The following is a 25,659-nucleotide window of genomic DNA, read 5'->3' on the forward strand; positions in this document are numbered from 1 at the left end:
GTTGGATGACAGGACCGGTGTTGTTGCTTATCTGCCTGCTGCTGATCGCCCTGTCGTTCTGGCAGTTTCACCATGGCCTGCGCAAGGCCCGGACGGACCGCGTGCTGGAACGGCTCGGCGACGGCCAGCCCGAGACCCAGGAACCGAGTACCACCTGGACCGGCCTTGAGCACATGTTCCAGCGCGCCGGGCTGGGCAAACCCACGGACCGCCTGGGCTTGTGGCTGAGCGCCTGGGTGGTCGGCGTGCTGCTGGGCTGGCTGCTCGCGGACGGGCTGGGCCTGATCGCGATGATCGTTGGGCCACCCCTGCTACTTCGCGTGTACATCAGTTGGCGTTATCAGCGCCGCGTGCAGCGTATGGTTGAGCAATTGCCGCAGTTGTTGGACCACAGCGTCCGTAGCCTCAAATCCGGCAGAACCCTGGCCGACTCCGTACTGGGGGGGATCGAGGGCGTCGAAGCGCCCCTCAAGGACGCCATGGGACGAGTGCAGCGCAACGTGCGCATGGGGGTGAGCCTGCCCGATTCAGTCAGCGATTTCGCCGAGTTCTACGAACAGGACGAATTCCGCCTGTTCGCACTTGGCCTGAAGGTCAATCACCGCTATGGCGGTAACGCCAGCGAGTTGCTGGAAAACCTGATCAAAATGATTCGCGAGCGGGAACAGGGCGCCCGTCAACTCAAGGCCATGACTGGCGAAACGCGCATGACCGCGTATGTGTTGGGCGGCTTGCCAGTGCTGATCGTGGGTTACTTCATGATGGTCAACCCCAGCTACTTGATGACCATGTGGAACGACGACACGGGGCGCATCATGCTGTTCAGCGCGCTGGCCATGGACCTGGGCGGCACCTTTGTCATGTGGCGCATGCTGAGGAGTGTCTGAGATGGCACTTCTGGCCTGCGCCTTGTTGCTCCTCGCCGCTGCGGTATTGGTGGGGGGCCAATTGCTCGAGAACCGCCGGCGCGAACGGCGAGTGGCGGAACGCTTGCAGGGGCGGATGGCCGGCGAAGACCGGCTCGGCAGCCTTATGCGCCAGCTGGGCGGCAGCGCCCTGGCACAGCGCTCGGTCAGTCTGGACAACGAGACGCAGACCCTGCTCAACCGGGTCGGTTGGCGCAAAGCCAGTCAGCGCTCGTTGTTCGCAGCCTTCCAGATCGGTACGCCTATCGTGTCACTGGGCCTGACCCTCCTCGGCCAGCAACTGCTCTTCCCCCACGCAACCCCGGTATGGATTGCCTCGATGTTTGCTTTGGGCATTGGCTACCTGCTGCCAAAACGTGTGCTGGCCGCTGCCGCCAAGCATCGCCAGCAGACCATCGCCAAAGAGGTCTCAACCTTCATTCCACTGCTGCGCATTCTGTTCGAGTCCGGCATGGCGGTTGAACAGTCGCTGCGCGTACTGAGCAACGAAGCCCAGCGCCTGCTTCCCGCGCTGACACACGAATTACGCTTGATCCTGGCACGGGTCGATTCCGGGCTGGAGCTTGGCGAAGAGCTGGGCAAGACCGCCCGTTTGCTGGAAGTGGATGAGTTCACCGACACCTGCATCATCCTCCAGCAGTTGATCCACCAGGGCGGCGGCGCGATGAAGTCCTTGCTGGCCCTCAAGCAGTTGCTTGACGACCGCCGCCTGACCCGCCTGCAGGAATACATCTCGAAGATGTCGGCCAAAATGTCGGTGGTGATGATGGTGTTTCTGTTCCCCGCTTTGCTGATTGTGCTTGGCGGCCCGGCCTTCATCGGCATCGCCCGCGCGTTGAGTCACTTTTGAGGAGACATTGATGAAAGTACTGATTGCCGGCCTGGCCCTGCTGATGCTCAGCGGCTGCGCCACCAATGGCCAATCACCCTGGGCAGCGTTGACCTCACCGGGCAGTTGCGCCAAGCCGAGTTCGGAGCAGGAACTGGCGCTCAACCTGTCCGATGATTTGGCCAACGAAGGCAAGTTGCACGCCAGCCTGGCCAACCTGCAAAGCCTGCCCGACGGCTTGCCCCAGGTGCGGCAACGCAAGGCCCGCACTTACCGCCTGCTCGGGCGCAGCGAAGCCGAACCGTTGTACCGCAGCCTGCTCGGCACCTGCATGACTGCCGAAGGCGAGCACGGCCTGGGGCAATTGGCGGCCGCCAAGGGCAACAACGCCCTGGCCATGACCCACCTGCAACGGGCGGCGCAGCTGGCGCCCACTGACGAAAAGATCCGCAATGACTTGGGCGTGGTGTACCTCAACCAATTGCGCTTGGAAGACGCGCGCTTTGAATTCATGACGGCCATCGAACTCAAGCAGGGCGACCCGTTGGCCGCCGTCAACCTGGTAACGCTGTTGATCTACCAAGACGACTGGGGGCAAGCGGCCAAGGTCGTCAGCCAGTTGGGTCTGAGCCGCGAGCAGTTCACCGATGCCCAGGCCCGCGCGGAAAAACTCAAGGGCGCTGGCGCGGCGGCGCGCAAAGTAGCGGCGGTCCGCGATGCCCTGCCTGTGAGTCTCAAGTAAGGAGTGATCGATGAAAGCACATTACCTGATCGGCCTGGCGCTGTTACCGCTGGCCGCAATGGCCATCGAACCGGGCCCGTCGTCCCCGCAGCAGGCGGAAACGGAAAACTGGATGGCCCTGCAGATCAACGGGCCGGTGGCTTCGCCGACGCCGCAAAGGGCCACACCCGCGGAACGGGAGCAGTCCTTGCAGCGGTGGCTGGACAGTTACAAGCACCCGATTCCCGAGTTCTTTGAACAGGATGTCGGCGGGAAATCGCCGGGCGGAGGGAGTAATAACTAGTGCGCCGTCACCCGCTGACGCATCGCCGAGTTGCTCGGTGAAAGGGCCAGCGCCAGTTGGGTGCGGTTATGCATATGGGTCAGGCGCAACACCTGGGACACGTATAGTTTGACCGTGTTTTCGGTGATCCCCAGTTCGCAAGCGATCTGGTAATTGGTCTGGCCTTTGCCTACCAGGCGCGCTACGTCCAACTGGCGCGGTGAGAGTTGGTTGAAGATAGTCGGAACCTCCACAGACCCGGCGTCTTCGGCGACCAGCTCACCATCATCCGTCCCCCCCGCACCAGGGCTGCGGCGCACCTTGTCGAGATCCTGGTACAGGTCATTGATGGATTCCGAGAGGTATTGCAGCTTCTGGTTCAAGTGCCCCAGTTGCAGCTCTTTCTGCCGCTCTTCCAATGCCGCTTCCTGACGCTGGAGACCTTCAAGCAATTCGTCGAGATTGATCGGCTTCTGGTAGTAATCCGAGATCCCCGTGCGCAGGGCCTTGATCACGTCCTGTTTGTCGGCCCGTCCGGTGAGCATGATCGCCTCAAACGCCCGAGCCTTACCGGCCACTTTTTGCATGGCTTGCACCAACTCGATGCCGTCCATGTCTGGCATATGCAGGTCGCACAACACCAGCCCGATTTCGGCGTCTTCGCTGAAGCGCTGCAACGCCTGCCGGCTGGAACCACACGGGACGCACCGGTAACCACTGCTTTCGAGAAATTCACAGAGCTCTTCCACAATCAAAGGTTGATCGTCGACGACGAGCACTTTTACCGCCGAGGTAAGCTTGTTCACGCGCTACTCCATGCCTGGCAAACCAAAAGATTGGCCTATCCTTTTGGCGAAGAATCCTACATATCTATGCAATAAACGTAGACCTACTTTCCGACTATGTACATAGCGATAGAAACCTTGTGCGATTAATGAATCCAAAGCCAATACAGCGCAAACCCGGTCAGTACAAAGGGGGCAAAAGGCTGCTTGGTTGACGCTGCAGTAAGCCCATTGTGCTGACGCGCCCTAAGCCGTTGACGGATAAGCACCCAGCCACCTTGGAACACCGCAGCACCAATCAAAGACCACAACAACGCATCCCACGTACTGGCCAGGGCCAGGGCGGCCAGCAGCTTCACGTCCCCGGCGCCAAAACGGCCCAGCGCATAGCCGGGCAAGGTCAGCAGCAGCGCCACGGCAAAGGCCCAGCCCCCCTCACTGGCGGGCGCTCCCAGCCAGGTAGCGCCGTTCCACACCAAGTAAGCCAACGCCAGCAGCGCCACCCCCAGGGTCAAGCCATTGGCGATTTGCCGTTGACGCATATCCTGCAATGCACAGAGCCCCAGCCAGACCAGTATCACCACGCCATGGATCACGTAAAAAACATCCCTTTTCGCTGATTGATTCTATGCTGATATCAAGTAGTAGCCGTCAGGGTAGACGCAGTCATGAAAACAGGCCTGCCTAGAAAGCAAAAAGGTGCGGCGGCGATTGAGTTCGCCCTGGTCTTCGGGATCTTTTTTGCGGTGTTCTATGGGTTGATCAGCTACAGCCTGCCGCTGCTGTTGATGCAGTCGTTCAACCAGGCTGCGGCGGAGGGAGTGCGCCAGGCCTTGTCCGTGGACCCGGTGGCCGCCGGCACCGCTTACTCCACCCAGGTCAAAGACCGCGCCAAAACCACGGTGATCAACCAATTGAACTGGATCCCGTCCAGCTTTCAGTTCTCCTCCAGCTTCATTACCACCACCTACGACGGCACCACGCTGACCGTGGAGATCACCTACCCCACCACCAACCTTTACTCTGTATTCCCGGCACTGGTGGTACCGGGCATAGGCCCCGTCCCAAATCTGCCGGCCAACTTGACCGCCCGTTCGAGTCTCAAGTTTTGACCTCTGGAGACAAGCTCTTCGGGCGCCTGCTCGGCCGCACCAGCGCCCCGCACCTCGATACGCCCGGCGTGCCCATCCCCGGGCTGCACTTGCGCCTGGATCCTCAAGGACACGTGTTGAGCGTTGGCGGCACGCTGAGCCCGCAACTGACGCCCTACAGGGTGGGCGACCCGCGCCCGCTGCTGCGTGAACTGCTGTGCGCCAGCAGCGCCCTGAGCATTGAAGGCAGCCCGGCTGATTGGCAACACCAAAGCCTGGACCTGGACTTCCAGGGCGCTACCGGCCAAGTGCTGCACACGCGTGGCTGGATCGAACCCGAGGAGGACGGCTGGTACCTGCGCCTGCAGGACGTTGGCGACTTGCTGGCCGGCAGGCAACTGGCCCAGCACCGCGAGCAGAACCATCAACTGGCCTGCCAGATGAGCGAGCAATTGCGGGTGTGCAGCCTGACCCGCCTGCCCGAGGTGCTCAACGAGCACCTGCGCAGCCTCGCCCAGCGCTGGCGAATCCCCTGTGTGGCCCTGGCGTTGCTCGATGCAGATGACCAGGGTTGGCGGGTCTACAACCAGTATGCGGCCCACGACGCCCCGGCCCTGTGGCAGGCCGGCCAGCACCTGGGCACCAGCCTGGACAGTGCCAGCGGCAACACGCCACTGAGCCTGGCCCAAGGGCGCGACGACAACCCGCGACTGCACAGCATTTTCGGCAACTCTGATGGGTTCCTGGTGCCCTACCGTGACAGCCAGGGTGTCGCCGCCTGGTTGCTCTGCGGCTTCTACAGTGGCCAACAACACACCAGCGAGCGGGACTGGCTGAACCTCACGGCCGCCCTCGCCGCCCCACTGCTGAGCCGCTTGCGTGAACAACGCTACCACCAACAGCTCGAACGCACGGAAGCCCTGCAAGGTTTACTCGGCACCGGCTGGTGGGAACTGCTGCCAGCCACTCAGGAGATCCAGCTCGCCCCGCAATTGCTGCACAGCCTCAGCCTGGAAGACAGCCCGACCCGCCAGGCGCTGAGTCAGTGGCTGGCGCTGATCCACCCCGCCGATCGCCAGGCACTCACCAGCCGCCTGCACGACCTGCAAGCCCTGGGTAAACCGCTGCTGACCAGCGTACGCCTGCAACGCAGCGACGCCGAACAAAAGCCCCTCTGGTATCGCGTGCAAGGCCAAGTGCTGGGGGTCGGTGATAACCGCCGCTGGATCGGCTTCATGCTCGACATCAGCGACATCAAGAACCAGCAACTGCAAGCCGCCGCCGCCCATGCGCGCCTCGATAACCTCATCGCCAGTTCCCCCGCGGTGATCTATGTGCAGCGCTACGTCAGCGGCGCCCTGCACCCGGCGTTTTTCAGCGACAGTCTGTTGCCACTGCTGGGCTGGACCTTGGCCGACTGCAACCACGACAGCCTGGCATCGCTGATCCACCCGCAGGACCGTGAGCTGTACTTCGAGCGCAGTCGCCAGCTATTGCGCGAGGGTAGCGTGCGCAGTCGCTACCGCCTGCGCGACAAACAGGGCCATTACCACTGGCTGCTGGATGAAGCCAAGTTGCTGCGTGATGACCTTGGACTGCCGCTGGAAGCCGTCGGGCTCTGGCTGGATGTCACCGACGCAACCTTGGCCGCCGAGCACATCAAACAAAGCGAAGAGCGCTACCGCATCCTGGTCGAGGACTCCCCGGCGATGATCTGCCGCTACCGCCCGGACCTGACCCTGACGTTCGGCAACACACCGCTGGCCAACTACCTGGAATGCCCACCCGAGCAACTGCCAGGACTGAACCTGGGGGATTGGCTGTCGGACGAACAGCGCCAGGCCTTTGCGCACCGCATCGGCCAGTTGAGTCCTGAATTCCCGGTCAGCACCGCCGAAATCAGCCTGGAACTGCCCGGGCGCGAACATGCCTGGTGGGTGTGGTCGGACCGGGGCGTGTTCGACGAGCAGGGCGCGCTGGTGGAAGTACAAGCCGTGGGCCGCGACAACACCGAAGTGCGCCGCTCCCAACAGCAACTGACCCAAAGCGCCAAGATGGCCACCCTCGGCGAAATGGCCACGGGCCTCGCCCATGAGATCAACCAGCCCTTGAATGTGATGCGCATGGCTATCGTCAATGTGCTCAAACGCCTGAGCAACGGCGATGCGCAAATCGACTACCTCACCGAAAAACTCCAACGCATCGACACCCAGGTGCAGCGCGCAGCGCGCGTGGTCGACCATATGCGCGTGTTCGGCCGCCGCTCGGAAATCGAACAACAGCCCTTCGACCCGTCGCAGGCGGTGGAAGGCACCCTGTCGCTGCTCGGTGACGGCTTGCGCGGCAAAGGTGTGGACGTGCGCATCACGCCGGCGGATTTTAAGGTGCAGGTCAAAGGTCACGTCGACCAGTTGGAGCAAGTGCTGATCAACCTGATGGTCAATGCCCGCGATGCGCTGTTGAGCAAGCGGCAAAAAGACCCTGAGTTCCGCCCCTGGATCGCGGTGCACTGCGAGCATGACAGCCGGCATGTGCGGATCTGGGTGGAGGACAACGGTGGCGGCATAGACCCACGGTTACTGGAGCGGATTTTCGAACCGTTCTTCACCACCAAGCCGATTGGCGTGGGCACGGGGCTGGGGTTGTCGGTGAGCTACGGGATTGTGGAAAACATGGGCGGACGCCTGAGCGTCGCCAATGCAGAGCAAGGCGCGAAGTTTTGTGTGGAGTTGCCGATCAGCTAGATCACCAGGTAGGCGCGGCCCATGTGACAACTGAGGTTGGCGCCGACTTCGGCGTTGCCGAGGCTGATGCCCAACGCCGAGAGCAGTGTGTTGACGATGGGGTCGAGTATCGGCGCCAGGACGTTTTGGACAAGGCCGACCACCGAGCTGATGATGGTCGCCAGCGCATTGGTAACGGTGCCGTTCGCCGGGTTGGGTGTGCTGCCGCTTGGCGGTACGTAGGTGACCTGCAGACCGTTCAGGGTATTTCCCAGGCTGAACAGGATATCGGCAGTGCCGGGTGGGCTTTTGTAGATCGTTGCCGCGTTGATGTCATTTACCGGAGAAAACACCAACGTATTGGTTTGCGCGCCTACGGTGGACAACGCTCTCAGATTCAAGCCGCCACCGACGCCGGCAGTACGCGGACCGCACACCAATGTCAGCAGGCAAAAGCGCTGGCCAAAATCAATCAGCCGCACCGGCTGCACATTGACCGCCGCAGACGATGAAAAGGCCGACACCGGCTCAACGTAACCAACGCCCAAGGTGGCGAGTGAAGTGGTGGCTCGCACCGTCAACGACTTAGTGGCCGGCGTGGCGCAATTGAAGTCTGTCACGTGGCTCTCTGCACTGGCCGCCTCGATATAGATGGATAAGGTCTGGTTGATATCCACGTCAGCGACATTACAGCCCACTAAGCACACGACACCGGCCACCACATCGAGAAGATTCAAGTTCAACAAACCACCGACCACCTTGGATACCGGCGTCGCCAGCCCGGTCAGAATCGATGTAACCCCAGACACTGCCTTGATGATCGGCGCGTCAATCTTGACCAACGTGCGTACCTGGGCAGTTCGCACAACAATCTGATCCGTCGGCGGATTATTCAAAAGCCCCGCCTTGGCCTTTGCCGGATTGCCAATCGCCGACAGTTGCGGTGGCTCGATGACTTTGGTCTGGATCGAGACGGTGCCTACCAGCGGAATATTCACCTGGGCTGCGGCACTGACCGCACTTTTGCTACTGGAGAGTTGCGCCACGGTCTCCAGCAACTGAAACAACTGCACACTGGTGTTCAAGGCCGCCGCCGGCGTTCCGGTAGCGACTTTCAGCAAGTCTCCAACCTTTAGAAGCTGGGTATTCGGCGCGATGGCCTTCACTGTAATCAAATCGTTGATGACCGCCGTGGCGACCGCGCCGTTTTTTTGCAGGACCTTCACGGCGGCGTCGAGCAACTGGCTGGCGGATACGGCGGTGCTCAGCAGCGCATCGTAGTCACCCGCCTTTACGTTCAATTCAATCGCCAACTGATCCAGATAGCTGAGCAGGTTCACGTTCGTCGTCAACAGCCCGTTCCAGCCCGCGGCCGTCAGCGACAGGCTACCGCCCAACAGATTGCCGATGACCATGTTCAAGAGTGGAGAGTTACCCGAGTTCACCGATGCCAGAGCGGTGCGGATCGTCAGCTGCGCCACAGGCGGTGCAGAAGCCGCCACCGCCGTTGCAGTCAGGACGGTTTGCGCCGCCACAGGCGCGCCGCCAAACAGGCTCCAGATTCCACTGGCGATACTCGCCATCACGGTGCGGGTCGCGACCACGCGCACGGCGTCGTTTTTGGTGGCGTCTGCGGTAAACACACGGATATTGCTGGCATTGCTGGCCAATGTGCCGCAGGTCACGGCCAGCCCACGGCTGCTGTCGCCGGCGACCACGGTGAAGCCGTTGCGGGCGGCGTTTTCCTTGGCATAGTCATTCGCGGTGGTGGTGGGCGTGCACAGGCCGCCACGGCTGGCGGCTTCGAGGGCCGAAGTGTCGGCGATAGATTGCAACTTGCGCTTTTCCAGGTAGAGGCGACCGCTGTCCACCGCCAGCAACATAAACACCAAGGCCACCGCCAGGGTGCCCGCTGCCATCAGGCCAATCGCACCACGCTGACTGGAACCAAGTCGGGGAGACATCAGGCACTCCTTAGCGCTTACTCTCCTTAGTTGGTGTTGAGTGTAGACAAGGGCTGGCCAGTCGCCAGATGAATGACTGACAGAGATTTATTGGCTGACCTCGTTCCAATGTGGGAGCGGGCTTGCTCACTCCCACATAGAATCTGTGCCGGGTTTTAGCGGGGTGGGTAGCTGGAGAGGACGCGAGTGACGGTGCTGCGAATGGCCTTGTCACGATCCTGGGGATTGGGCGAGGCGGCCATTATCTGTTCGTCGCTGCCGCGCCACACCAACTTGCCATCCTTGCCGTCGAGCAGGTCGATCTGGAGGGTGGCGACTTTGTAGCTGATGTTGCGCGTTTCGTTGTACATCGGCGCGCCCCAATAGCCATTCCATGGGCCGCCCCAGGCGCCGCCGTAATTGGTGGTGACTTGTTGCTGGCGGTCTTCGACGATCAGGTAGGCCTGCACGTTCACGTCAGCCTTGCTACCCGGCGCCGCTGGGCGCAGGCCGCGCTGGTCGAGTTGTTCGCCCACCGCCTGGCGGATGCGCTGTTCGGTGAGGTCGCTCTTGATGCGTGGGTCATCCGGGCGGTATTGCAGGGCCGGGTCTTTCCAGGCCCAGCTGCGGTAGGCGCCGAAATCCCGGCTGGGGTCAAAATCGTGGTTGACCTGGCTGGTCTGGCAACCGCCCAGCAGCACTGCAACTGCAAGCGTAGCGATACGACGAAACATGATTGTTCTCCAAAGAGCGAGCCGCACTGAAGATGGGAGTAGCCGTTAACTGGGAGGATACGCTGTCATTGCCTTTTGCACCGCCTGGCGCAAAGCATCTCCCCGCTCACTGAGACTTCCCTGGCTGCCGGTTTCCGCGCTGGCACTCCACACCGGCTGGTCGGTGCGGGCATCGAACAGATTGACGCGAACCACCACGACCTGCACTTCATAGGTGCGCACGATCGGCACCGAGTTGTACATGCCGTACCCATTTCCATAGCGGTTGTAACCGCCGTAACCGTAGCCGTAGTCATCCTGGACCTGCTTGAGGCGCTTCTCCAGGCGCACATCGGCACTGACAAAGAGGTCTGCCGGACGATTATCGTGCAACGGGCGCAGCCCCCGTTGGTCAAGGGCACCGCTGACCGCTTCGGCAATCTGCGCCGAGTCGGCCCAGGCCGTGCCCGCCGGCAGCTGGCCGTTGCGCCAGGCCCAATTACGGTAGGCGCCATAGTCGCGCACGGGCGCCGGGTAGGCGCTGGCATCAAAGGTGGTGGCAGCCTGGGGCGGCGCTGGAGGAATCGGCGCCGAAGCGGCAACATAGGGGTTTGGGCTGGAACACGCGCCCAGACCAAGACACAACAGGATCAAACAGAGACGACGCATTTCGACCTCCGCAGACTGGGCCGCTTAAACCGGACGGCAGATCCAGTGTAAATAACGCCCAAGTCCGGCAAAGCTTGGGTGACGACGGTGAGCGAGTTCCATCTCCAAAAGGTCCTGCAAATCGGCGCGGGCCTGGAACTCCACTGGCATATAGTCGTGGAACACCCGCACGCCACTTTGGCTTTCGACCTGCCAAAGGCCTTCGAGTTGCGCCGCCAGCTCACGTGGATCGAGAGGTTGTTGCGGCGTAAGGCTCTGTTTTTCGCCGGCCATGTCGTTCTTACGCATTTTGCGGAAGTGGCCTTTGAGCAGGTTGCGGTAAATCAGCGCATCGCGGTTGTAGAACGCCAGCGACAGCCAGCCGCCCGGCACCGTGAGCTGGTGCAGCACCGGCAGGATCGCATGGGGTTCGGCCAGCCATTCCAGCACCGCGTGGCACAGCACCAAGTCATAGGGCTCGGTGAGTTGGCCAAGCAGGTCTTGCCAGGGCGCATGAATAAAGGTGGCGGTCTGCCCTGCGTCGGCGAAGCGTTGGCGGGCGCCTTCGAGCATCGGCTCGGCAGGCTCGGCCAGCGTGACCTCATGGCCTTGTTCGGCTAGCCACAGCGACATATGGCCCAGGCCTGCGCCGATATCCAGCACGCGCAAGGGGCGTTTGGGCAGCGCTTCGGTCAGGTCGGCCTGGAGCACCGCGAGGCGAATCGCGCCTTTGGCACCGCCGTAGATTTTCTCGGCGAAACGCGTGGCGAGTTGGTCGAAATGACGATCACTCATGGGCAAACCGCCGTTCGCTGTCGGCCAACTTGGCGCGCACCACTTCGTTCATGTCCAGGCCCAGCTCGCTGCACAGCAACAGCAGGTACAGCACGATATCGCCGACTTCCTGTCCGGCATGGGCGAGTTTGTCGGCTGGCAATTGACGCGACTGGTCTTCGGTCAGCCATTGGAAGATTTCCACCAGTTCGGCCATTTCCACGCTGGCGGCCATGGCCAGGTTTTTCGGGCTGTGGAATTGTTTCCAATTATTTGTATCGCGAATGCGGTGCAGGCGTTCGGTGAGGTGTTCGAGGTTCATGCGGGGGCTCCTGAAGGTGGGTAGCTTCGGGGGGATTGGCGGTTAAGGCAAGTGAATCTCTGGTGTGCTTGAGGACGCCTTCGCAGGCAGGCCCGCTCCCACATTGGAATGGGTTTGCAAATCAAAAGGTAGGCTTGCCTGCGATAAGGCTCTAGTCGATGACGCTGAATTCTAGGCGGGCGGTCTGGCCGGCTTCGTCGAGGACGCTGAGTTGGTAGCGGCCCAGGTGTTCGAAGCTGGCGTTGATGAAGTCCTGGTTGGCGCTGTCGCCCAGTGGCGCGCCGTTGAGGAACCACCAGCGCCGCCCGCTCCCTCCCAAGGCGGAGATTTTCAGGCGCAGGGCCTGTTGGCTGGCGGCGGGCAGGCGCAGTTGGTCGCCTTCGCGCACGCCGACAATCGACAGCGGTGACGACGCGGCCAACGCCGGTGGCGGGCAATCGGGGTCGGCGGCCGGGATGCGTGCTTCGCGGCGCTCGACCCGTGGCAGCCAGGGTTCCAGGGGCGCGGGCCACAGGGCGATGTTTTTCAGCTCGGCGCCAGGGCAATGGGCGTCGACCCGCAAGCCCTTGGCATTGACCCAAACGCTTTCCATCAACCCCACGCTCAACGGCTGGTCCAGTGCCTGCAACGTCGGCGGCGTGGTGTTATCCAGGGTCCAGGCAAAACGCTGGCGGCGGCAATTGGGATCGCTGCGGCTCATGGGCTGGCCCAGCGGCCAACAGATCGCCGCCACGCCGACATTGGCCGGCACCGGCTTGACGGGGGCGCTGATGCCGCGCTGACTGTCACGGTTGGTCAGCACGTCGTGCACTTGCAACATCAACGGCGCTGCCGAGGCCAGGCCGAACTGGCCCGGCACTGGCGTGCCGTCAGGGCGGCCGATCCACACACCGATCAAATAGCGCGGGCCCACGCCGATTGCCCAGGCATCGCGAAAACCATAGCTGGTGCCGGTTTTCCAGGCCAGTACAGGGCGCTGCACCAGCTCGGCACGCGGGTCGCGGTCGGGCCGCGCCTGGCCGCTGAGGATGCGCCGCACGATCCAGGCGGACCCTGGCGACAGTAAGGGCCGTTCCCTCAGCGTATCGTCCGGCTGTAATCGGAGGGTCGCGCTCTTGCCGTCCCGGGCGAAGGCGCTGTAGCCACTCACCAGGTCTTCGAGACGACTGCCTGCACCGCCCAGAATCAGCGCCAGGTTCGGTTCGGCCAACGCCGGCAGCGCCAGAGGCACGCCGCCGATGCGCATTTCGGCGGCAAAGCGCTTGGGCCCATAGGCTTCCAGCAACTGCACCGCCGGCAGGTTGAGCGAACTGGACAGCGCCGTACTCGCCGGTACCGCGCCGGTAAAGCCCATGGAGAAGTTGCCCGGCCGGTAATCGCCATAACGCCGGGGCACGTCCTGCAACAAGGATTCGGAGTGGATCAACCCGTCATCCAGGGCCATGCCGTAGAGGAACGGCTTCAGGGTGGATCCCGGCGAACGCAAGGCGCTGATCATGTCTACATGGCCGAAGCGCTTGGCATCGTTGATGTCCACCGACCCCAGGTAGGCGCGCACGGCCATGCTTTCCTCTTCCACCACCAGGATGGCGGCGGAAGTATGTTCCGGCAGACGCGCGCGCCAACCCAGCAGCAAGTCTTCAAGACGGCGTTGCAACGTGGCATCCAGGGTGGTGCGGATCAGCGGCGGGCTGTCGGGGCGATTCAGGCGGCGCGCGAGCAACGGCGCCAGGCTCGGTTCCAGGCGTGGGGCGAGCAGCAACGGTTCTTCCAGGGCTTCATCGACGACCGACTGTGGCCACACCTGGAACTCCGCGAGGCGCCGCAGCACCTTGTCGCGGGCTTCCTGGGCGCGCTGGGGATGGCGATCCGGGCGTAAGCGACTGGGCGCCTGGGGCAGTACGGCCAGCAAGGCCGCTTCGGCGTGAGTCAGTTGCGAAGGGGATTTGCCCAGGTATGCCCAACTGGCCGCCGCCACGCCCTGCAACGTGCCGCCAAACGGCGCGCGGTTCAGGTAGAGGTTAAGGATTTCTGCCTTGGACAGGTGCCATTCCAACTGCGCCGTGCGCCACAGCTGACGCAACTTGCCATGAAAGGTGCGCGAATGCGGATCCAGTAACCGCGCCACCTGCATCGACAAGGTGCTGCCCCCCGACACCACGCGCGCGCCGGTAAGGTTCTGCCAGGTCGCCCGCGCCAGCGCCAGCGGGTTCACGCCAGGGTGCTGGTAGAACCAACGGTCTTCATAGGTGAGCAATGCGTCCAGGTAATACGGTGACACTTCGTGGGTCTGTACCGGGTAGCGCCACACGCCATTGGCATCGGCAAAACGCCACAACGGCGTGCCATCCTCGGCCAGCACCACTCGCGCCAGGTCATCCTGAGGCAACGGCAACGGCCAAACCCGATCCGCCCCCCACAACAACACCACCACCAACACCACTGCCCCCAAAGCCCAGCGCAGTAAATGTGGGAGCGTACACCCGCAAATGACACAACTTAATCGCAAACTCAAACGGGCAAACCTCTATGCTGGTAGGGAACTAGCCTGTTGCAATAACAACCAAAGGCACAGACACGCCCACCTTCTCATCAGGACACACATATGCAGGTAGAAAGCTTTTTCGAATGGTTGGGCCAGGCGCTCGGTTCCATCATCCGTTTTATCGTCGACGGGCTCAGCGGCCTGTTCGGTGCGCTGACCAATGCGGGTGGCAACTTCATCGATGGCCTGTCTCGCACGTTGGGCATGGACACCTCGATCATCAGCATCATCACCCTGATCATCGGCCTGATGCTGCTGTACTCGGCAGTGCGCGCCTTCATGCGGGCGTCGATCATCATGGGCATCATCTGGCTACTGCTCGGCCTGTGGCTCCTGAGCTGGGTCGTCCACTAACCCCAGAGTATCCCCAAACTACTGTGGGAGCGGCGGTGCGAGCAAGTCGAATCGTCGCACCGCCGCTCCCACATTTAGACTCCATCTCACATTGAAATATCAGCGCCCTTGATCACCAGGTCCGCCGGCGTCTCACCCACCGCCTGCCAGTTCGGCCGGTACATCGACTCCACTTGCGGCGGTGGCACGCGGTAGGTGCCCGGCGTCACGGCACGCGCCAGGTACAGCAAGTGCGTCGTGCCGGAGCCTTCCAGGTTGATCGCCGCTACGTAGCGGTCATCGCGGAACTCTTGATGCTTGAGCGATGCGTTCTGCATCGACTCACGCCACTCCTTCACCTGACTGCTGGCGTTTTCCAGGCTGGCGGCGCTTTGGGCTAGGTTCTGGTTCTCCAGCTCCAGGCCGGCCGGCAACAGGTCCACCACCAACGCGTCCGGCACCCGCTGCTTGGCACTGACCGCCAAATGCACCAACACCAGATCGCCGCTGTTGAGGCTGCGCAGGTTCAACGGCTGGCCGTTCATGCCCAGGTATTCGCGGCGAATGCTCAGGTTGTCGCCGCCCGGTGCAGGCGGTACTTGTGGGTAACCCGAAATGGTCAGTTGCTGATACACCGGCGTCTCGCCCTGATTGCTCAAGGTCAAATCACTGGACAGCAGCTTGCCTTCCAACTCCAGCGTCGACTGTTGATTGTTCAGTTCCTGCACACCACCACTGCCCGTCAATGACACCTGCCAGTTCGAGTCCGGCTTGGCAAACCCGAGACGCCCGGCCAGGAACAGCGAATTGCGCTCCTGGGTCGACAGGTACGGGCTGGCCGCCAGTTGATCCGACAGCGTAAACAAACGCTCCTCACGCTTGCCCTTGGCCAAGTCGTTCTCTTCCAGCAACGCCAGGATCATCGCCTGGTCGCGCAACGGGCTACCGTAATCGGCCAGCCATTCATTGGCATTGCGCTGTGCCGCCAGGCCGGCGAGCAAGGCTTGGTCCGCACGCGGCTGGTCGCCCATCTTCTGCAGCGCGATGGCCAACTGCACCAGCGGCAGGCCAGAGCGCGCATCGCTGCGACGTTCGAAAATGCTGCGCAATGCGCCCAACGGCGCCTGCTGACTACGCGCCAAGACCATACCGGCGTAGGCCTGCACGGCAAAGCGGGTGTGGTCGGCGTTGTCGCTGTAGTCGACGTCAATCAGGTTACGTTCCTGTACGTAGCGCAGCAGGCGCTCACTGGCCTTTTTCAAGGCTTCAGGCGGCACCGCAAAACCCTGGTCGCGAGCGCGCAGCAGGAAGTCGGTGACGTAAGCCGTCAGCCAGTATTCTTCTTCACCGTCCGCGCCCCACAACCCGAAGCTGCCGTTGTAGCGCTGCATGCCCAGCAGGCGCTCGATACCCAGCTCGATCTTGCGTTTACGTTCACTGTCCGACTCGCCCTTGATCGACAGGCGCTTGAGCAACGCATCGTCGGCATACAGCGACGGATATAGACCGCTCGCAGTCTGCTCCAGGCAACCGTAAGGGTAGGCCTTGAGTGCACTGATTTGCGCACCGAGGTTCAGCGGCGGCCGGCTCGACAGGCTCAGCAGCGCCTGTCGCCCCGAGGCGTCGAACTGATCCAGCGTCCCCGCCGGCAAGCTCCACGGTTGATCCTTCAGCACCGCACGATAGTGCTTGAGCAGCGCCGGATAGGCCGGACGCACACCCAGGGTCCATTCGCGCGTGAACGGCGGCAGGTTCTCTCCCGGCAGATCCAGGCCATTCACTGTCACCTTGACCTTGCCCTGTCCCAACCCGCCCCAGGCTTTCACCGGGATCCGCAGGGTGGTGCGCTGGCCTTGTTTGAGTTCGACGCTTTGCACGCCGCTGTTGACCAACTCCAACTGCCCATCGGCGCTCAGCTGTACATCGAGTTTCTGCGGTTTGCCTGACAGGTTGGACAGGTCCAATGCCAACGTGGTCTGGTCGCCCCCCGCCATGAAGCGCGGCGCCGACAGCTCGGCAATCAGCGGTGCGGCAATCACCGTCTTGGCTTCGGCCATGCCGTAGCGATCGTCGCTCCAGGCCTGGGCCATCAGGCGCAGTTCACCGTTGAAGTCGGGGATGTTGACGCTGACTTCACCCTCGCCTTGCTCATTCAAGGTTACCGGCGCGCTTTGCAGGGCGACGATGGTCACACTGGTGTCCGGGCGCTTGCCGCCCTTGGCCAGCGCCGCGTCACCACCAAATGCCAGGCTGGCCAGACGGCCCTGGCCGGCTTCGATCAACTGGCCGTAGATGTCGAACTGGTCCACGCCGTAGGCCTTGCGGCCGAACAGGCTGGAATACGGATCCGGCGTCGGGTATTCGGTAATGTTGAGGATGCCCACGTCCACTGCCGCCACCAGCACGTGCACCTGTTTCGGCACGCTGCCGTCGGCATTTTTAGCCGCGATCTTCACCGTCAGCGGTTGTTTGGGGCGCATTTTTTCCGGCGCAGTGAGGGTCACGCCCAGTTTGCGCTGGGTGCGATCCAGCGGCAGGTGCAGCAGGCCCACGGCGCGTTTGGGGGTGATGTTGGCCTTGCGCTCGCCTGGACGAATCACCAGGGCGCTGACATACAAATCATGCCGCGACCATTTCGGATCGAGTTTCACAGCGAAGCTCTTGCCCTCGGCCGGCACATCGATTTCCTGCCACCACAGCGGGCCTTCCGCAGACTCCACCAGCAGGTAGCCCTTACCGGCCGCCGGCGGTGTGACGGTCACGTTGGCCGTATCGCCATCGCCGTAGGCTGGTTTATCCAGAGCGAGCTTGACCTGATCAGGGCGCACGGCGCCGCCTTCGGTGTTGTCCTGAGCCTGGTAACCCGCCCAGAAGCGCAGGCTGCTGACCAGCCCGGTCTGCGGATCTTCCACTTCGACGCGGTACGGGCCCCACTCCACCTGGAAACTGACCTTGGCGGTGTCGCCGGCCTTGATGTTCAGGGTCTGTTCGTCGAGGTTGAGGAATTTCTCGTTGAAGTGATAGCTCCAGCCATCGTTCTCGGAGTAGTTCCAGTAGTAGTCACGGCGCTCGCGCACCAGGCGCACCTTGAGGTTTTGCGCGGCGAGTTTCTGCCCGTCCTGGTTGGCCAGCAGTACTTCGAATTCCGCCGGGCCATCGCCATTGGTTTCCTGGCCGTCAAACAACCCGCGCAGGCCCGGAAGCTGCTCGGCGGGCCAGATCGGCTGCACCAGACGCCGCGTGATCGGTCGCCCGCCGGACTCCTGCAGGCTGGCTTGCACGATCAGTTGCAACGGCGACTTGGCCTCGGCCCACTTGCTTTCCAGGGTCAGCGTTTCCTGGCCCTTGGCGTCGAGCACGCTTTCTTCCAGTTCGAAATCCTGGCTCAGCTCTTCTTCGGTCACGGAGCCGAACTGATAGCCCGGCAGCGACTTGACCGCTTCGCGCAACGGTCGCACATAGACTTGGCCGCTGACGCGATTGCCCGAGGCGGGCGCGCCATACAGGTAACGCCCGTTGACCTGGATCACCGCGTCATTCGCCGGGCTCAACGCGGTGTCGCTACCCTTGAGTTCCAGCGCCAGGCGCTCGGGCAGGAAGTCTTCGACGAGGAACTCATAGAGCTGTGGCTTGCCATCGCCCAGGTCGAACACCAACTGCCAACGCCCGGTCGGCGCTTCGCCGGCCAGTTGCAGTTGATATTGATAGAGGCCGGAGGCGTCGGCGTCCCAGACGAATTTACGGCTGACCTGCTCATCCGGGCGACGCACTTCGACGCTCACCGGCTGCGGTTTGACCGCGTTGCCGTCCTTGTCGCGCAGCAAGGCGTTGAGCAGCACGGTTTCGCCAGGGCGATACAGGTCACGCGGACCGAACACAAAGAACTGCAAAGGGTGGGAGGGTTGGCCGCCAATGTCGAACTCGGCCAAGTCCAGTGCCGCGCTGTCGAGGCGCAACATACTGGTCTGTTCCCCCTGCTTGGCCAGCAGCACCTGGGCCTTTTTCGGCAATGGCAATTCGGCGTGGCCGCCCTTCTCGGTCTTGCCCTGGCCCAGCACGCGACCTTCGGCGTCGAGCACTTCAAGGTCGACGCCATCCAGCGCCTTGCCACCTTCCAGCGCCTGGGTAAACACATCCAGGCGGTTGGCGTAGCGGTGCACCGACAGGCCGATATCACTCAGGGTAAACAGCGTGGCCGGCTGCGAATAGTTGTAAGTGCCCGAGGCACGCATCACCGCGAGGTAAACGCCCGGTTGCTGCAATGGCTTGAGGCCGGCGATCGGCAGCAGCAGGGTCTCGCGGGTGTTGCGCGCCGGGTTCAAGTCGAAACGTCCGCCGTAGACCAGGTCGGCCAGGGGCAGCAGTTCGCGGGATTCATAACTTTGCAGGCTGGTGTTGCGGCCCCACTGCGCGAGAAATGTGGGCAGGGATTCGGGTTTGATGCGGAAGAATTCGACGTCGATCTTGTCGACGTTCAGCGCGATCACCGGCAGCCCTTCAGCCAGGCGGGTTGGCAGCAAGGTGCCACGGCTGGCGAAGCCGACAGTGGCTTGCAGGTCGCGGGTTTCCAGGCGGGCGGTGTACTCGGCGGCAAGCTTGTTGTCGTTGACGGCCTTCACACCAGCGTCGACGGTCAGCACCAGTTTGCGCTGCGGTTCGAGGTGGCGCAGGCGCAACTCCATCAGGTTGTCGGAGATCTCCCAGGCACCATCGACCTTGCCGGACTTGCTGTCCACCAGGTGAAGCTTGTCAGCAAATTTCTGATCGGGGTCCAACGGAATGGAAAAACTCACGGAAAGCGTGCTGGCACCGTCGAGTTGTACTTCGGACACGTCCACCACACTCAACTCACGTCCGGCGTAACGTTGCTTCAGCGCCGCCACATCCACCGCGGCCTTGGCCGGTTTGGGCGCCACTGTCGCCGCTGCGGGAGCGGTTGGGGCCGCCGGTTTATCGGAGGAATCGCAGGCGCTCAGCAGGGCCAGCGCGCAAGCAAGGAACAGTCCTTTGTTAAGCATGGGGCACTCGTTGTGAGGGGGTCCGAGAGGTGAACTATATATCAGCCCGCGGGGGGTCGATGTGGTGCTGGTCACATTGACCGACGGAGGGTGGTTTGGTTCTGATGTCATCCTGGATCAAGCCAAATCCCACAGCCAAGGGCAGCCAGTTACAATGCCGCTCCCCCAAGGAGCCTGCATGCCCACCTTACTCACCGACTGGCGCCACCGCCCCACCCACCGACGCGTCTGGGCCCTGGCCGCGCCGATGATCCTGTCGAACATCTCGGTGCCGCTGGTGGCCCTGGTCGACAGCATGGTGATCGGCCATCTGCCCCACGCGCACCAGTTGGGCGCCGTCGCGGTCGGCGCCAGCCTGTATACCTTTCTCGCCTGGGCCATGGGTTTCCTGCGCATGGGCTCCACCGGCTTCGCCGCCCAGGCTGCCGGACGCAATGATGGGGCGGCGCTGCGGCAGATCCTGCTGCAAGGCCTGCTGCTCGCACTGGGCCTGGCAATGCTATTGGGCACTGTCGGCATTCCGCTGAGCCATCTGGCCCTGGAATGGATGCAGCCGTCTCCCGAACTCAATCAACTGACCCAAGATTTTTTCCACACCCGCCTGTTCGGCCTGCCCGCCGCGCTGGCCAGCTATGCGCTGGTCGGCTGGTTCCTTGGTACGCAAAACGCCCGCGCGCCTTTGGCGATCCTGCTCACCACCAACCTGGTCAACATCGCCCTGAACCTGTGGTTCGTACTCGGGCTGGATTGGGGGGTGGTCGGTTCGGCGCGTGCGTCCGTCGTGGCGGAATGGACCGGCGCTTTGCTCGGCCTGGCGATGACGCAAAAAGCCCTGCGCGCCTACCCCGGCCATATCGCCTGGGCTGCGCTGAAATGGTGGGCAAGCTGGCGACCACTGCTGGCGGTCAACCGCGATATCTTCATCCGCAGCCTCGCGCTGCAATCGGTGTTTTTCATGATCACCGTGCAAGGCGCCCGCCTGGGCGACGCCACCGTGGCCGCCAACGCGCTGCTGCTCAACGGCCTATTGCTGACTGCCCATGCCCTGGATGGACTGGCCCACGCGGTCGAAGCCCTGTGCGGCCACGCCATCGGCGCCCATGACCGCCAAGCGCTGCGCCGCTCGCTGGTAGTGGCCGGCGGTTGGTCGCTGATCGCCAGCGTCGGCTTTGCCCTGCTGTTTACCGTCGCCGGCCACCTGTTTATTGCCATGCAGACCGACATTCCCAGCGTGCGAGAAACCGCCGATATCTACCTGCCTTACCTCGCGGTATTGCCGTTGATTGCGGTGTGGAGTTACTTGCTGGATGGTTTGTTTATCGGCGCGACGCGCGCGCGGGAAATGCGCAATGGCATGCTGTTGACGGTGGTTTTGGTGCTGCCCATTGCCTGGGCGTTGCAAGGATTGGGCAACCACGGGCTGTGGATAACCTTCCTGGTGTTTATGACGGTGCGCAGTCTCACCCTTTGGGCGATTGCCTGGCGCCTAAATCGGCAGGGGCTATGGCTAGGTAGTAGCTGAAAGAATAAGATCCCGGCGTGGGAGCTGGCTTGCCTGCGATGGCGGTGGGTCAGACAACATTCCAGCACTGACACACCGCCATCGCGGCGGTTCGACAAGCCCGGCTCCCCATTAGAGCCGGGTCACGTCACTTATGACGACAGGTACGAAGAGCGCGTCAGCCCCAGACGCAACGCATCCAGGAACTGGGTACGCTCACTGGCACTGATCTTCGCGCTCGCACATTTATCACGGTAATGCGTCATCAACTCCTCCGGCGACAAGTGCACATAACGCAGCATGTCTTCGATCGTGTCGTGGGTCTCGATACCGGCGCTGTACACCGAACCGTCTTCACGCTGGTAGATGTTCACCGAGTCGGTGTCACCGAAAAGGTTGTGCATATCACCCAGGATTTCCTGGTAAGCACCGACCAGGAAGATACCCAGCAAGTAGTCCTCGCCTTCGTTCAAGCCGTGAACCGGCAGGCTGGTCTCGATGGACTGCTCGTCGACGTATTGCTTGATCTTGCCGTCGGAGTCACACGTCAGGTCTTGCAGTACGGCACGGCGCAGCGGCTCTTCGTCGAGACGGTGCAGCGGCAGGATCGGCAGGACCTGGCCGATGGCCCAGGTGTCCGGCAGGCTCTGGAACACCGAGAAGTTGCAGATGTACTTGTCGGCCAGCTTGTCGTTGAGCTCGTCCAGCACCTGGCGGTGCGAGCGCTGGCGGGCCTTCAGCGAGTTATGCAGGCGGCGGCACACGGCGAAGTAGCATTGTTCGGCCAGGGCTTTCTCGGCCAGGGTCAGCTTGCCGTCGGCGTACTGGGTGGCCACGTCGCTCATGTAGTGGGTGGCGCGCCAGTAGGTTTCGGTGACCATCTCGATGTCGGTCGGGCCGAGCAGGTCCACCAGCCACTGCACGGTTTCCGGCAGGGCTTCCTTGTTCTCGATCACCGGCACGTCGTCGTTGTGCTTCTCGACGTCGGTCACCTGCACCACCAGCATGGCGTGGTGGGCGGTCAGCGAACGGCCACTTTCGGAGAAGATGTTCGGGTGCGGCAGGCTCTGCGCGTCGCAGAATTCCTTGAGCATGCCCACGACCACGCCGGCGTAGTCGTCCATGTCGTAGTTGATCGAGCTGGCGTTACGCGAGTGGGTGCCGTCGTAGTCCACGCCCAAGCCACCGCCGACGTCGATGTGGTCCACCGGCAGGCCGAGGTTGCGCAATTCGCCGTAGTAACGGATGGCTTCCTTGAAACCGTGCTGGTAGTCGGCCAGGTTGGCGATCTGCGAGCCCATGTGGAAGTGCAGCAGGCGAATGCCCTGGTCCAGGCCGGCGGCGCGGAAGCGCTCGACGACGGACAACAGCTGCGCCGCCGACAGACCGAACTTGGACTTCTCGCCACCGGTGTCCGCCCATTTGCTCGACGCCAGGGACGACAAGCGCACGCGCAGGCCGACCTGTGGCTTGACCTTGAGGCTGGCAGCCTCTTCGATCACCAGTTCAACTTCGGATTCTTTCTCGATCACGATGAACACGTTGTGGCCGAGTTTCTGGCCCATCAGCGCGAGGCGGATGAACTCACGGTCCTTGTAGCCGTTGCAGACGATGGTGCCGCCCTTCGGCGCCAGGGCCAGCACGGCCAGCAGCTCGGGCTTGGAGCCGGCTTCGAGGCCGATGGACACGTTTTGGGTGGCGATGATGTTTTCGATCACCGCTTCCTGCTGGTTCACCTTGATCGGGTACAGCGCGGTGTACTTGCTCTGGTATTCCAGGCGCTCGATGTTCGAATCGAAAGCGCCGGTCAGTTGGCGTACACGGTCTTGCAGGATGTCGGGGAAGCGCACCAGCAGCGGCAACGACAGGCCGCTCTTGCGCAGCTCGTCGACTTGCTCGTACAGGTCGACTGGCGTGCTGTTCGGGCCGTTCGGACGGACTTCAACGCGACCGGCATCATTGATCGCGAAATACCCGGCCCCCCAATGGCGAATCCCGTAAACACTGCGGCTGTCCGCAACTGTCCATTGGCTGCCATCGTCTTTGCGTGTGCGTCGTACGGACATCGAAGTCCCCTATAAATGAAGTCGAAGGCACCGCCCCTATCAGAGGCTGGCGCAGTCTAAAGAATGAAAATGACGATTTGCCTGCGTGCAAGGTAGGACCCCACGCGCAGGACAGAGTTTAGACACAGGTCGGAAGAGGCTTTCAGCCGCCGGACTTCTTGGCCTTGTACCCGAGCTTGATCAGCTCGGCCAACAGCGACTCGACGTGATCGCCCTGAATCTCAATGACGCCGTCTTTCAACGCGCCACCCGTGCCACAGCGTTTTTTCAGCGTCGTGGCCAGTTCCTTCAGGGCCTCTTCGGCCAACGGCACGCCGGTGATGGTGGTCACCGTCTTGCCGCCACGGCCCTTGCTCTCGCGTCGCACGCGGGCAATACCGTCGCCTTCAGGGATCAGGGTCTGTTTGCAGGTACACGAATCCACGGGCTGACGACAGTCCGGGCAGTGTCGACCTGCGTCGGTGGAAAATACCAGGCCACCAAGGGCGGCGAAGGATGCGGCTTTTTTGGCCACCGGCAATCCTCTTGGGAGGATGAAGACTGATCGGCACCCGCAAAGGGGAGTACCGACCGCGAAGCCCCACTCAGGCAGGGGCAGCGCTACCGAACCGCCAAGGTGGTTCGGGTGAAAAGTCGCGCAGTGTAACCACAAAAAGCCGACTTGCTAAGAGCCAAATGGCGCCAATTTATGCAACTTTAGCGACGCAAGGCCAGATAACGGCGCAACCCTTCCTGGGCATCCGGGCAGTAAGGCTTTTGCGCAGCCTCCTGCAGGACTGTTTCAAGGGGTAAAAAGCGCGCTTCCATGACTTCTTCAGGCTGCAAACGCAGCGGCCCGTCCCAGACGGCGGAGTAGGATTTACACCAGAGCCGGCTGTCGCCATCTTCGAAGTAGAAGTGGTCATGTTCGACCAATTCCACTCCGCTGACACCCAACTCCTCTTCCAGCTCGCGAGCCGCCGACAAGGCATACGACTCACCCGCGGCCACCATCCCGCCCGCCGCCGTGTCCCAGAAACCCGGGTACAAGGCTTTGCTCAGGGTGCGCCGATGCACACACAGCTCACCGTTGGAATTGAACAGGAATATGAAGGTGCAACGGCCGATCAGACCACGCTGGCGAAGATCGGACCTGACGAGGTGACCGAGCAGGTTGTCCTGCTCGTCGACCCAACAGATCAATTCAGCATCGGAAGCCGCGCGGTGCGCGGCCTCCTTTTGAGTAGCGTCCATCATCAACCCTGGTTGAGGAGCTGACGCAAGTCGATCACCGCAGCGTTTGCCCGGGAAATGTAGTTGGCCATCACCAACGAATGGTTCGCCAGTACGCCGAAGCCACTGCCATTAAGGATCATGGGGCTCCAAACCGGCTCCTGCGAGGCTTCCAGCTCACGAATGATCTGGCGCACGCTGACCGTGGCATTCTTCTTGGCCAGTACGTCGGCAAAGTCGACTTCGATGGCACGCAACAAGTGCGACAAGGCCCAAGCCTGGCCACGGGCCTCGTAAAACACGTTGTCGATCTGCATCCATGGGGTTTCCACCACTTCCTCATCGACCTGCGGCACTTCACCCGGCGCCAGGGCTTCGGTTTTCAATGCCGTGTTCAGCTTCACCCGGCCCACGCTGGCCGACAAGCGTTGCGACAACGAACCCAAGCGCGTGGCGACGTCGCCCAGCCAGTTGTTCAGGTTGTCGGCACGCGCATAAAACAGCGCACCGCGCTGGTTAGGGTCAGACAGACGTGCTTCGTAGCGACTCAGGGAGTTGATGCCTTCCTGGTATTCCGACTCACTGGACGGGAGCACCCAGCTCTTGTTGTCGAAGTTGAAACGTGGCTCGGCCTTGGCCAGATCCGCGTCTTCGGCCGACTGCGATTGAGAGCGGGCAAAGTCTTTACGCAAGGCGCGGGTCAGGTCACGCACCTGCACCAGCACGCCGTATTCCCAGCTCGGCATGTTGTCCATCCACAGGCCTGGCGGGAAGCGATCGTTGGAAATGTAGCCACCGGGCTTGTTCAGCAAGGTGCCGACTACGGTCTTGAGGGTTTCGACCGTGGTATAGCCCACCACCATCTGCTTGCCTTCCTTCTCGGCGGCAAGCTGCGCATTCTGCTGCACCGGAAACAGCGCCGGCTCTTCGCTCCAGTACCAGCCCAGGGCGCCGGTGACCAACAAGTACAGGCCGAGCACGCTGAGCACGGCACGGCTCATCAGCACGGTACGAAAATAGCCGCGGTTGGTCGACTTGGGCTCAGGCGCGGGGCCTTTGGCGCTGCCTGCACGGTTTTTCCAGTCCAGCATGGCGATATCCTTTCAATCACTTGAGTTCATGCACTTGAATTGATGGCGTGCGTTCAAACACTCCGACCACAACCCTACCCCATCGTGCCCGCCCATGCGGGGCTTTTCGCCAAACTGGCGCACTGAGGCTGTTCG

21 protein-coding genes are annotated in these 25,659 nt (G+C 62.2%); 8 read left to right on the plus strand and 13 right to left on the minus strand.

Translation table 11 applies throughout. The annotated features are described in order from the left end of the window. Positions 1-5 precede the first annotated feature (5 nt). Genes BMZ57_RS23735 through BMZ57_RS23750 form a run of 4 tightly spaced genes read left to right on the plus strand, consistent with a single transcriptional unit; the run spans position 6 to position 2,780 of the window. Positions 6-887, plus strand: coding sequence for a type II secretion system F family protein (locus tag BMZ57_RS23735; RefSeq protein ID WP_010213449.1), 882 nt, complete (start codon positions 6-8; stop codon positions 885-887). 1 nt (position 888) lies between these two features. Next, the gene (locus tag BMZ57_RS23740) at positions 889-1,776 is read left to right on the plus strand and encodes a type II secretion system F family protein (RefSeq protein ID WP_010213450.1); all 888 of its coding nucleotides are present in this window, start codon (positions 889-891) and stop codon (positions 1,774-1,776) included. 10 nt (positions 1,777-1,786) lie between these two features. Beyond that, positions 1,787-2,497, plus strand: coding sequence for a tetratricopeptide repeat protein (locus tag BMZ57_RS23745; RefSeq protein ID WP_042570897.1), 711 nt, complete (start codon positions 1,787-1,789; stop codon positions 2,495-2,497). 10 nt (positions 2,498-2,507) lie between these two features. Further along, complete coding sequence (locus BMZ57_RS23750) at positions 2,508-2,780, plus strand: DUF3613 domain-containing protein (RefSeq protein ID WP_042570896.1); 273 nt, start codon at positions 2,508-2,510, stop codon at positions 2,778-2,780. Here BMZ57_RS23750 and BMZ57_RS23755 read toward each other — a convergent pair. Both BMZ57_RS23755 and BMZ57_RS23760 read right to left on the minus strand, forming a co-directional pair. After that, positions 2,777-3,565, minus strand: coding sequence for a response regulator transcription factor (locus BMZ57_RS23755; protein ID WP_069672788.1), 789 nt, complete (start codon positions 3,563-3,565; stop codon positions 2,777-2,779). The genes BMZ57_RS23750 and BMZ57_RS23755 overlap by 4 nt on opposite strands. Before the next feature lie 125 nt (positions 3,566-3,690). Next, the gene (locus tag BMZ57_RS23760) at positions 3,691-4,140 is read right to left on the minus strand and encodes a prepilin peptidase (RefSeq protein ID WP_010213455.1); all 450 of its coding nucleotides are present in this window, start codon (positions 4,138-4,140) and stop codon (positions 3,691-3,693) included. 72 nt (positions 4,141-4,212) lie between these two features. Here BMZ57_RS23760 and BMZ57_RS23765 point away from each other — a divergent pair, with 72 nt between their 5' ends. Then, positions 4,213-4,656 carry a TadE/TadG family type IV pilus assembly protein gene (locus BMZ57_RS23765; RefSeq protein WP_042570895.1) on the plus strand — a complete coding sequence of 148 codons (444 nt, stop codon included), beginning with the start codon at positions 4,213-4,215 and terminating at the stop codon, positions 4,654-4,656. Beyond that, entirely contained in the window at positions 4,653-7,379 is a 2,727-nt protein-coding gene (locus BMZ57_RS23770) for a PAS domain-containing sensor histidine kinase (RefSeq protein ID WP_045791338.1), read from the plus strand. Before BMZ57_RS23765 ends, BMZ57_RS23770 begins: the two co-directional genes overlap by 4 nt. Here BMZ57_RS23770 and BMZ57_RS23775 read toward each other — a convergent pair. From BMZ57_RS23775 to pbpC, 6 genes are all read right to left on the minus strand, one after another. Beyond that, positions 7,376-9,322 (minus strand): pilus assembly protein TadG-related protein, encoded by a 1,947-nt coding sequence (locus BMZ57_RS23775; protein ID WP_045791339.1) that lies wholly within the window; start codon positions 9,320-9,322, stop codon positions 7,376-7,378. The two genes, BMZ57_RS23770 and BMZ57_RS23775, sit on opposite strands and share 4 nt — an antisense overlap. 155 nt (positions 9,323-9,477) lie before the next feature. Continuing rightward, complete coding sequence (locus BMZ57_RS23780; protein WP_010213466.1) at positions 9,478-10,035, minus strand: DUF4136 domain-containing protein; 558 nt, start codon at positions 10,033-10,035, stop codon at positions 9,478-9,480. A 45-nt stretch (positions 10,036-10,080) separates the two neighbouring features. Next, entirely contained in the window at positions 10,081-10,683 is a 603-nt protein-coding gene (locus tag BMZ57_RS23785; RefSeq protein ID WP_069672789.1) for a DUF4136 domain-containing protein, read from the minus strand. 24 nt (positions 10,684-10,707) lie between these two features. Further along, positions 10,708-11,457, minus strand: coding sequence for a methyltransferase (locus BMZ57_RS23790; protein WP_010213471.1), 750 nt, complete (start codon positions 11,455-11,457; stop codon positions 10,708-10,710). Beyond that, positions 11,450-11,758 (minus strand): MazG-like family protein, encoded by a 309-nt coding sequence (locus tag BMZ57_RS23795; RefSeq protein ID WP_010213473.1) that lies wholly within the window; start codon positions 11,756-11,758, stop codon positions 11,450-11,452. The genes BMZ57_RS23790 and BMZ57_RS23795 overlap by 8 nt, the downstream gene beginning before the upstream one ends. Before the next feature lie 151 nt (positions 11,759-11,909). Further along, the gene (gene pbpC, locus BMZ57_RS23800; protein ID WP_074900658.1) at positions 11,910-14,222 is read right to left on the minus strand and encodes a peptidoglycan glycosyltransferase PbpC; all 2,313 of its coding nucleotides are present in this window, start codon (positions 14,220-14,222) and stop codon (positions 11,910-11,912) included. A 141-nt stretch (positions 14,223-14,363) separates the two neighbouring features. Between pbpC and BMZ57_RS23805 the strand changes: the two genes are divergently transcribed. Further along, entirely contained in the window at positions 14,364-14,657 is a 294-nt protein-coding gene (locus tag BMZ57_RS23805; protein ID WP_010213476.1) for a hypothetical protein, read from the plus strand. A gap of 86 nt (positions 14,658-14,743) precedes the next feature. Here the strand turns inward: BMZ57_RS23805 and BMZ57_RS23810 are convergent, their stop codons facing one another. Beyond that, a complete protein-coding gene (locus tag BMZ57_RS23810; RefSeq protein WP_069672790.1) occupies positions 14,744-19,654 on the minus strand; it encodes an alpha-2-macroglobulin family protein in 4,911 nt (1,636 codons plus the stop codon). A gap of 178 nt (positions 19,655-19,832) precedes the next feature. Between BMZ57_RS23810 and BMZ57_RS23815 the strand changes: the two genes are divergently transcribed. After that, positions 19,833-21,176 (plus strand): MATE family efflux transporter, encoded by a 1,344-nt coding sequence (locus BMZ57_RS23815; protein WP_010213479.1) that lies wholly within the window; start codon positions 19,833-19,835, stop codon positions 21,174-21,176. Between the two features lie 131 nt (positions 21,177-21,307). On the opposite strand, the gene speA is transcribed toward BMZ57_RS23815, so the two are convergent. From speA to BMZ57_RS23835, 4 genes are all read right to left on the minus strand, one after another. Beyond that, entirely contained in the window at positions 21,308-23,221 is a 1,914-nt protein-coding gene (speA, locus tag BMZ57_RS23820; protein ID WP_010213480.1) for an arginine decarboxylase, read from the minus strand. A 142-nt stretch (positions 23,222-23,363) separates the two neighbouring features. Next, positions 23,364-23,735 (minus strand): translation initiation factor Sui1, encoded by a 372-nt coding sequence (locus BMZ57_RS23825; protein ID WP_069672791.1) that lies wholly within the window; start codon positions 23,733-23,735, stop codon positions 23,364-23,366. Between the two features lie 182 nt (positions 23,736-23,917). Next, positions 23,918-24,454 (minus strand): NUDIX hydrolase, encoded by a 537-nt coding sequence (locus BMZ57_RS23830; protein ID WP_010213483.1) that lies wholly within the window; start codon positions 24,452-24,454, stop codon positions 23,918-23,920. Between the two features lie 2 nt (positions 24,455-24,456). Beyond that, positions 24,457-25,524 carry a DUF2333 family protein gene (locus BMZ57_RS23835; protein WP_010213485.1) on the minus strand — a complete coding sequence of 356 codons (1,068 nt, stop codon included), beginning with the start codon at positions 25,522-25,524 and terminating at the stop codon, positions 24,457-24,459. Between the last annotated feature and the right edge of the window lie 135 nt (positions 25,525-25,659).

This window comes from Pseudomonas simiae (assembly GCF_900111895.1).
Taxonomy (GTDB): Bacteria; Pseudomonadota; Gammaproteobacteria; order Pseudomonadales; family Pseudomonadaceae; genus Aquipseudomonas; species Aquipseudomonas simiae.

Excerpts from the sequence above, each read along its gene's own strand:
- BMZ57_RS23740 (WP_010213450.1), top strand. The coding sequence starts at position 889 with ATGGCACTTCTGGCCTGCGCCTTGTTGCTCCTCGCCGCTGCGGTATTG.
- BMZ57_RS23815 (WP_010213479.1), top strand. The coding sequence starts at position 19,833 with ATGCCCACCTTACTCACCGACTGGCGCCACCGCCCCACCCACCGACGC.
- speA (WP_010213480.1), bottom strand. The coding sequence starts at position 23,221 with ATGTCCGTACGACGCACACGCAAAGACGATGGCAGCCAATGGACAGTT.
- BMZ57_RS23790 (WP_010213471.1), bottom strand. The coding sequence starts at position 11,457 with ATGAGTGATCGTCATTTCGACCAACTCGCCACGCGTTTCGCCGAGAAA.
- BMZ57_RS23835 (WP_010213485.1), bottom strand. The coding sequence starts at position 25,524 with ATGCTGGACTGGAAAAACCGTGCAGGCAGCGCCAAAGGCCCCGCGCCT.
- BMZ57_RS23805 (WP_010213476.1), top strand. The coding sequence starts at position 14,364 with ATGCAGGTAGAAAGCTTTTTCGAATGGTTGGGCCAGGCGCTCGGTTCC.
- BMZ57_RS23830 (WP_010213483.1), bottom strand. The coding sequence starts at position 24,454 with ATGGACGCTACTCAAAAGGAGGCCGCGCACCGCGCGGCTTCCGATGCT.
- BMZ57_RS23795 (WP_010213473.1), bottom strand. The coding sequence starts at position 11,758 with ATGAACCTCGAACACCTCACCGAACGCCTGCACCGCATTCGCGATACA.
- BMZ57_RS23745 (WP_042570897.1), top strand. The coding sequence starts at position 1,787 with ATGAAAGTACTGATTGCCGGCCTGGCCCTGCTGATGCTCAGCGGCTGC.
- BMZ57_RS23785 (WP_069672789.1), bottom strand. The coding sequence starts at position 10,683 with ATGCGTCGTCTCTGTTTGATCCTGTTGTGTCTTGGTCTGGGCGCGTGT.
- BMZ57_RS23780 (WP_010213466.1), bottom strand. The coding sequence starts at position 10,035 with ATGTTTCGTCGTATCGCTACGCTTGCAGTTGCAGTGCTGCTGGGCGGT.
- BMZ57_RS23750 (WP_042570896.1), top strand. The coding sequence starts at position 2,508 with ATGAAAGCACATTACCTGATCGGCCTGGCGCTGTTACCGCTGGCCGCA.
- BMZ57_RS23810 (WP_069672790.1), bottom strand. The coding sequence starts at position 19,654 with ATGCTTAACAAAGGACTGTTCCTTGCTTGCGCGCTGGCCCTGCTGAGC.
- BMZ57_RS23775 (WP_045791339.1), bottom strand. The coding sequence starts at position 9,322 with ATGTCTCCCCGACTTGGTTCCAGTCAGCGTGGTGCGATTGGCCTGATG.
- BMZ57_RS23765 (WP_042570895.1), top strand. The coding sequence starts at position 4,213 with ATGAAAACAGGCCTGCCTAGAAAGCAAAAAGGTGCGGCGGCGATTGAG.
- BMZ57_RS23735 (WP_010213449.1), top strand. The coding sequence starts at position 6 with ATGACAGGACCGGTGTTGTTGCTTATCTGCCTGCTGCTGATCGCCCTG.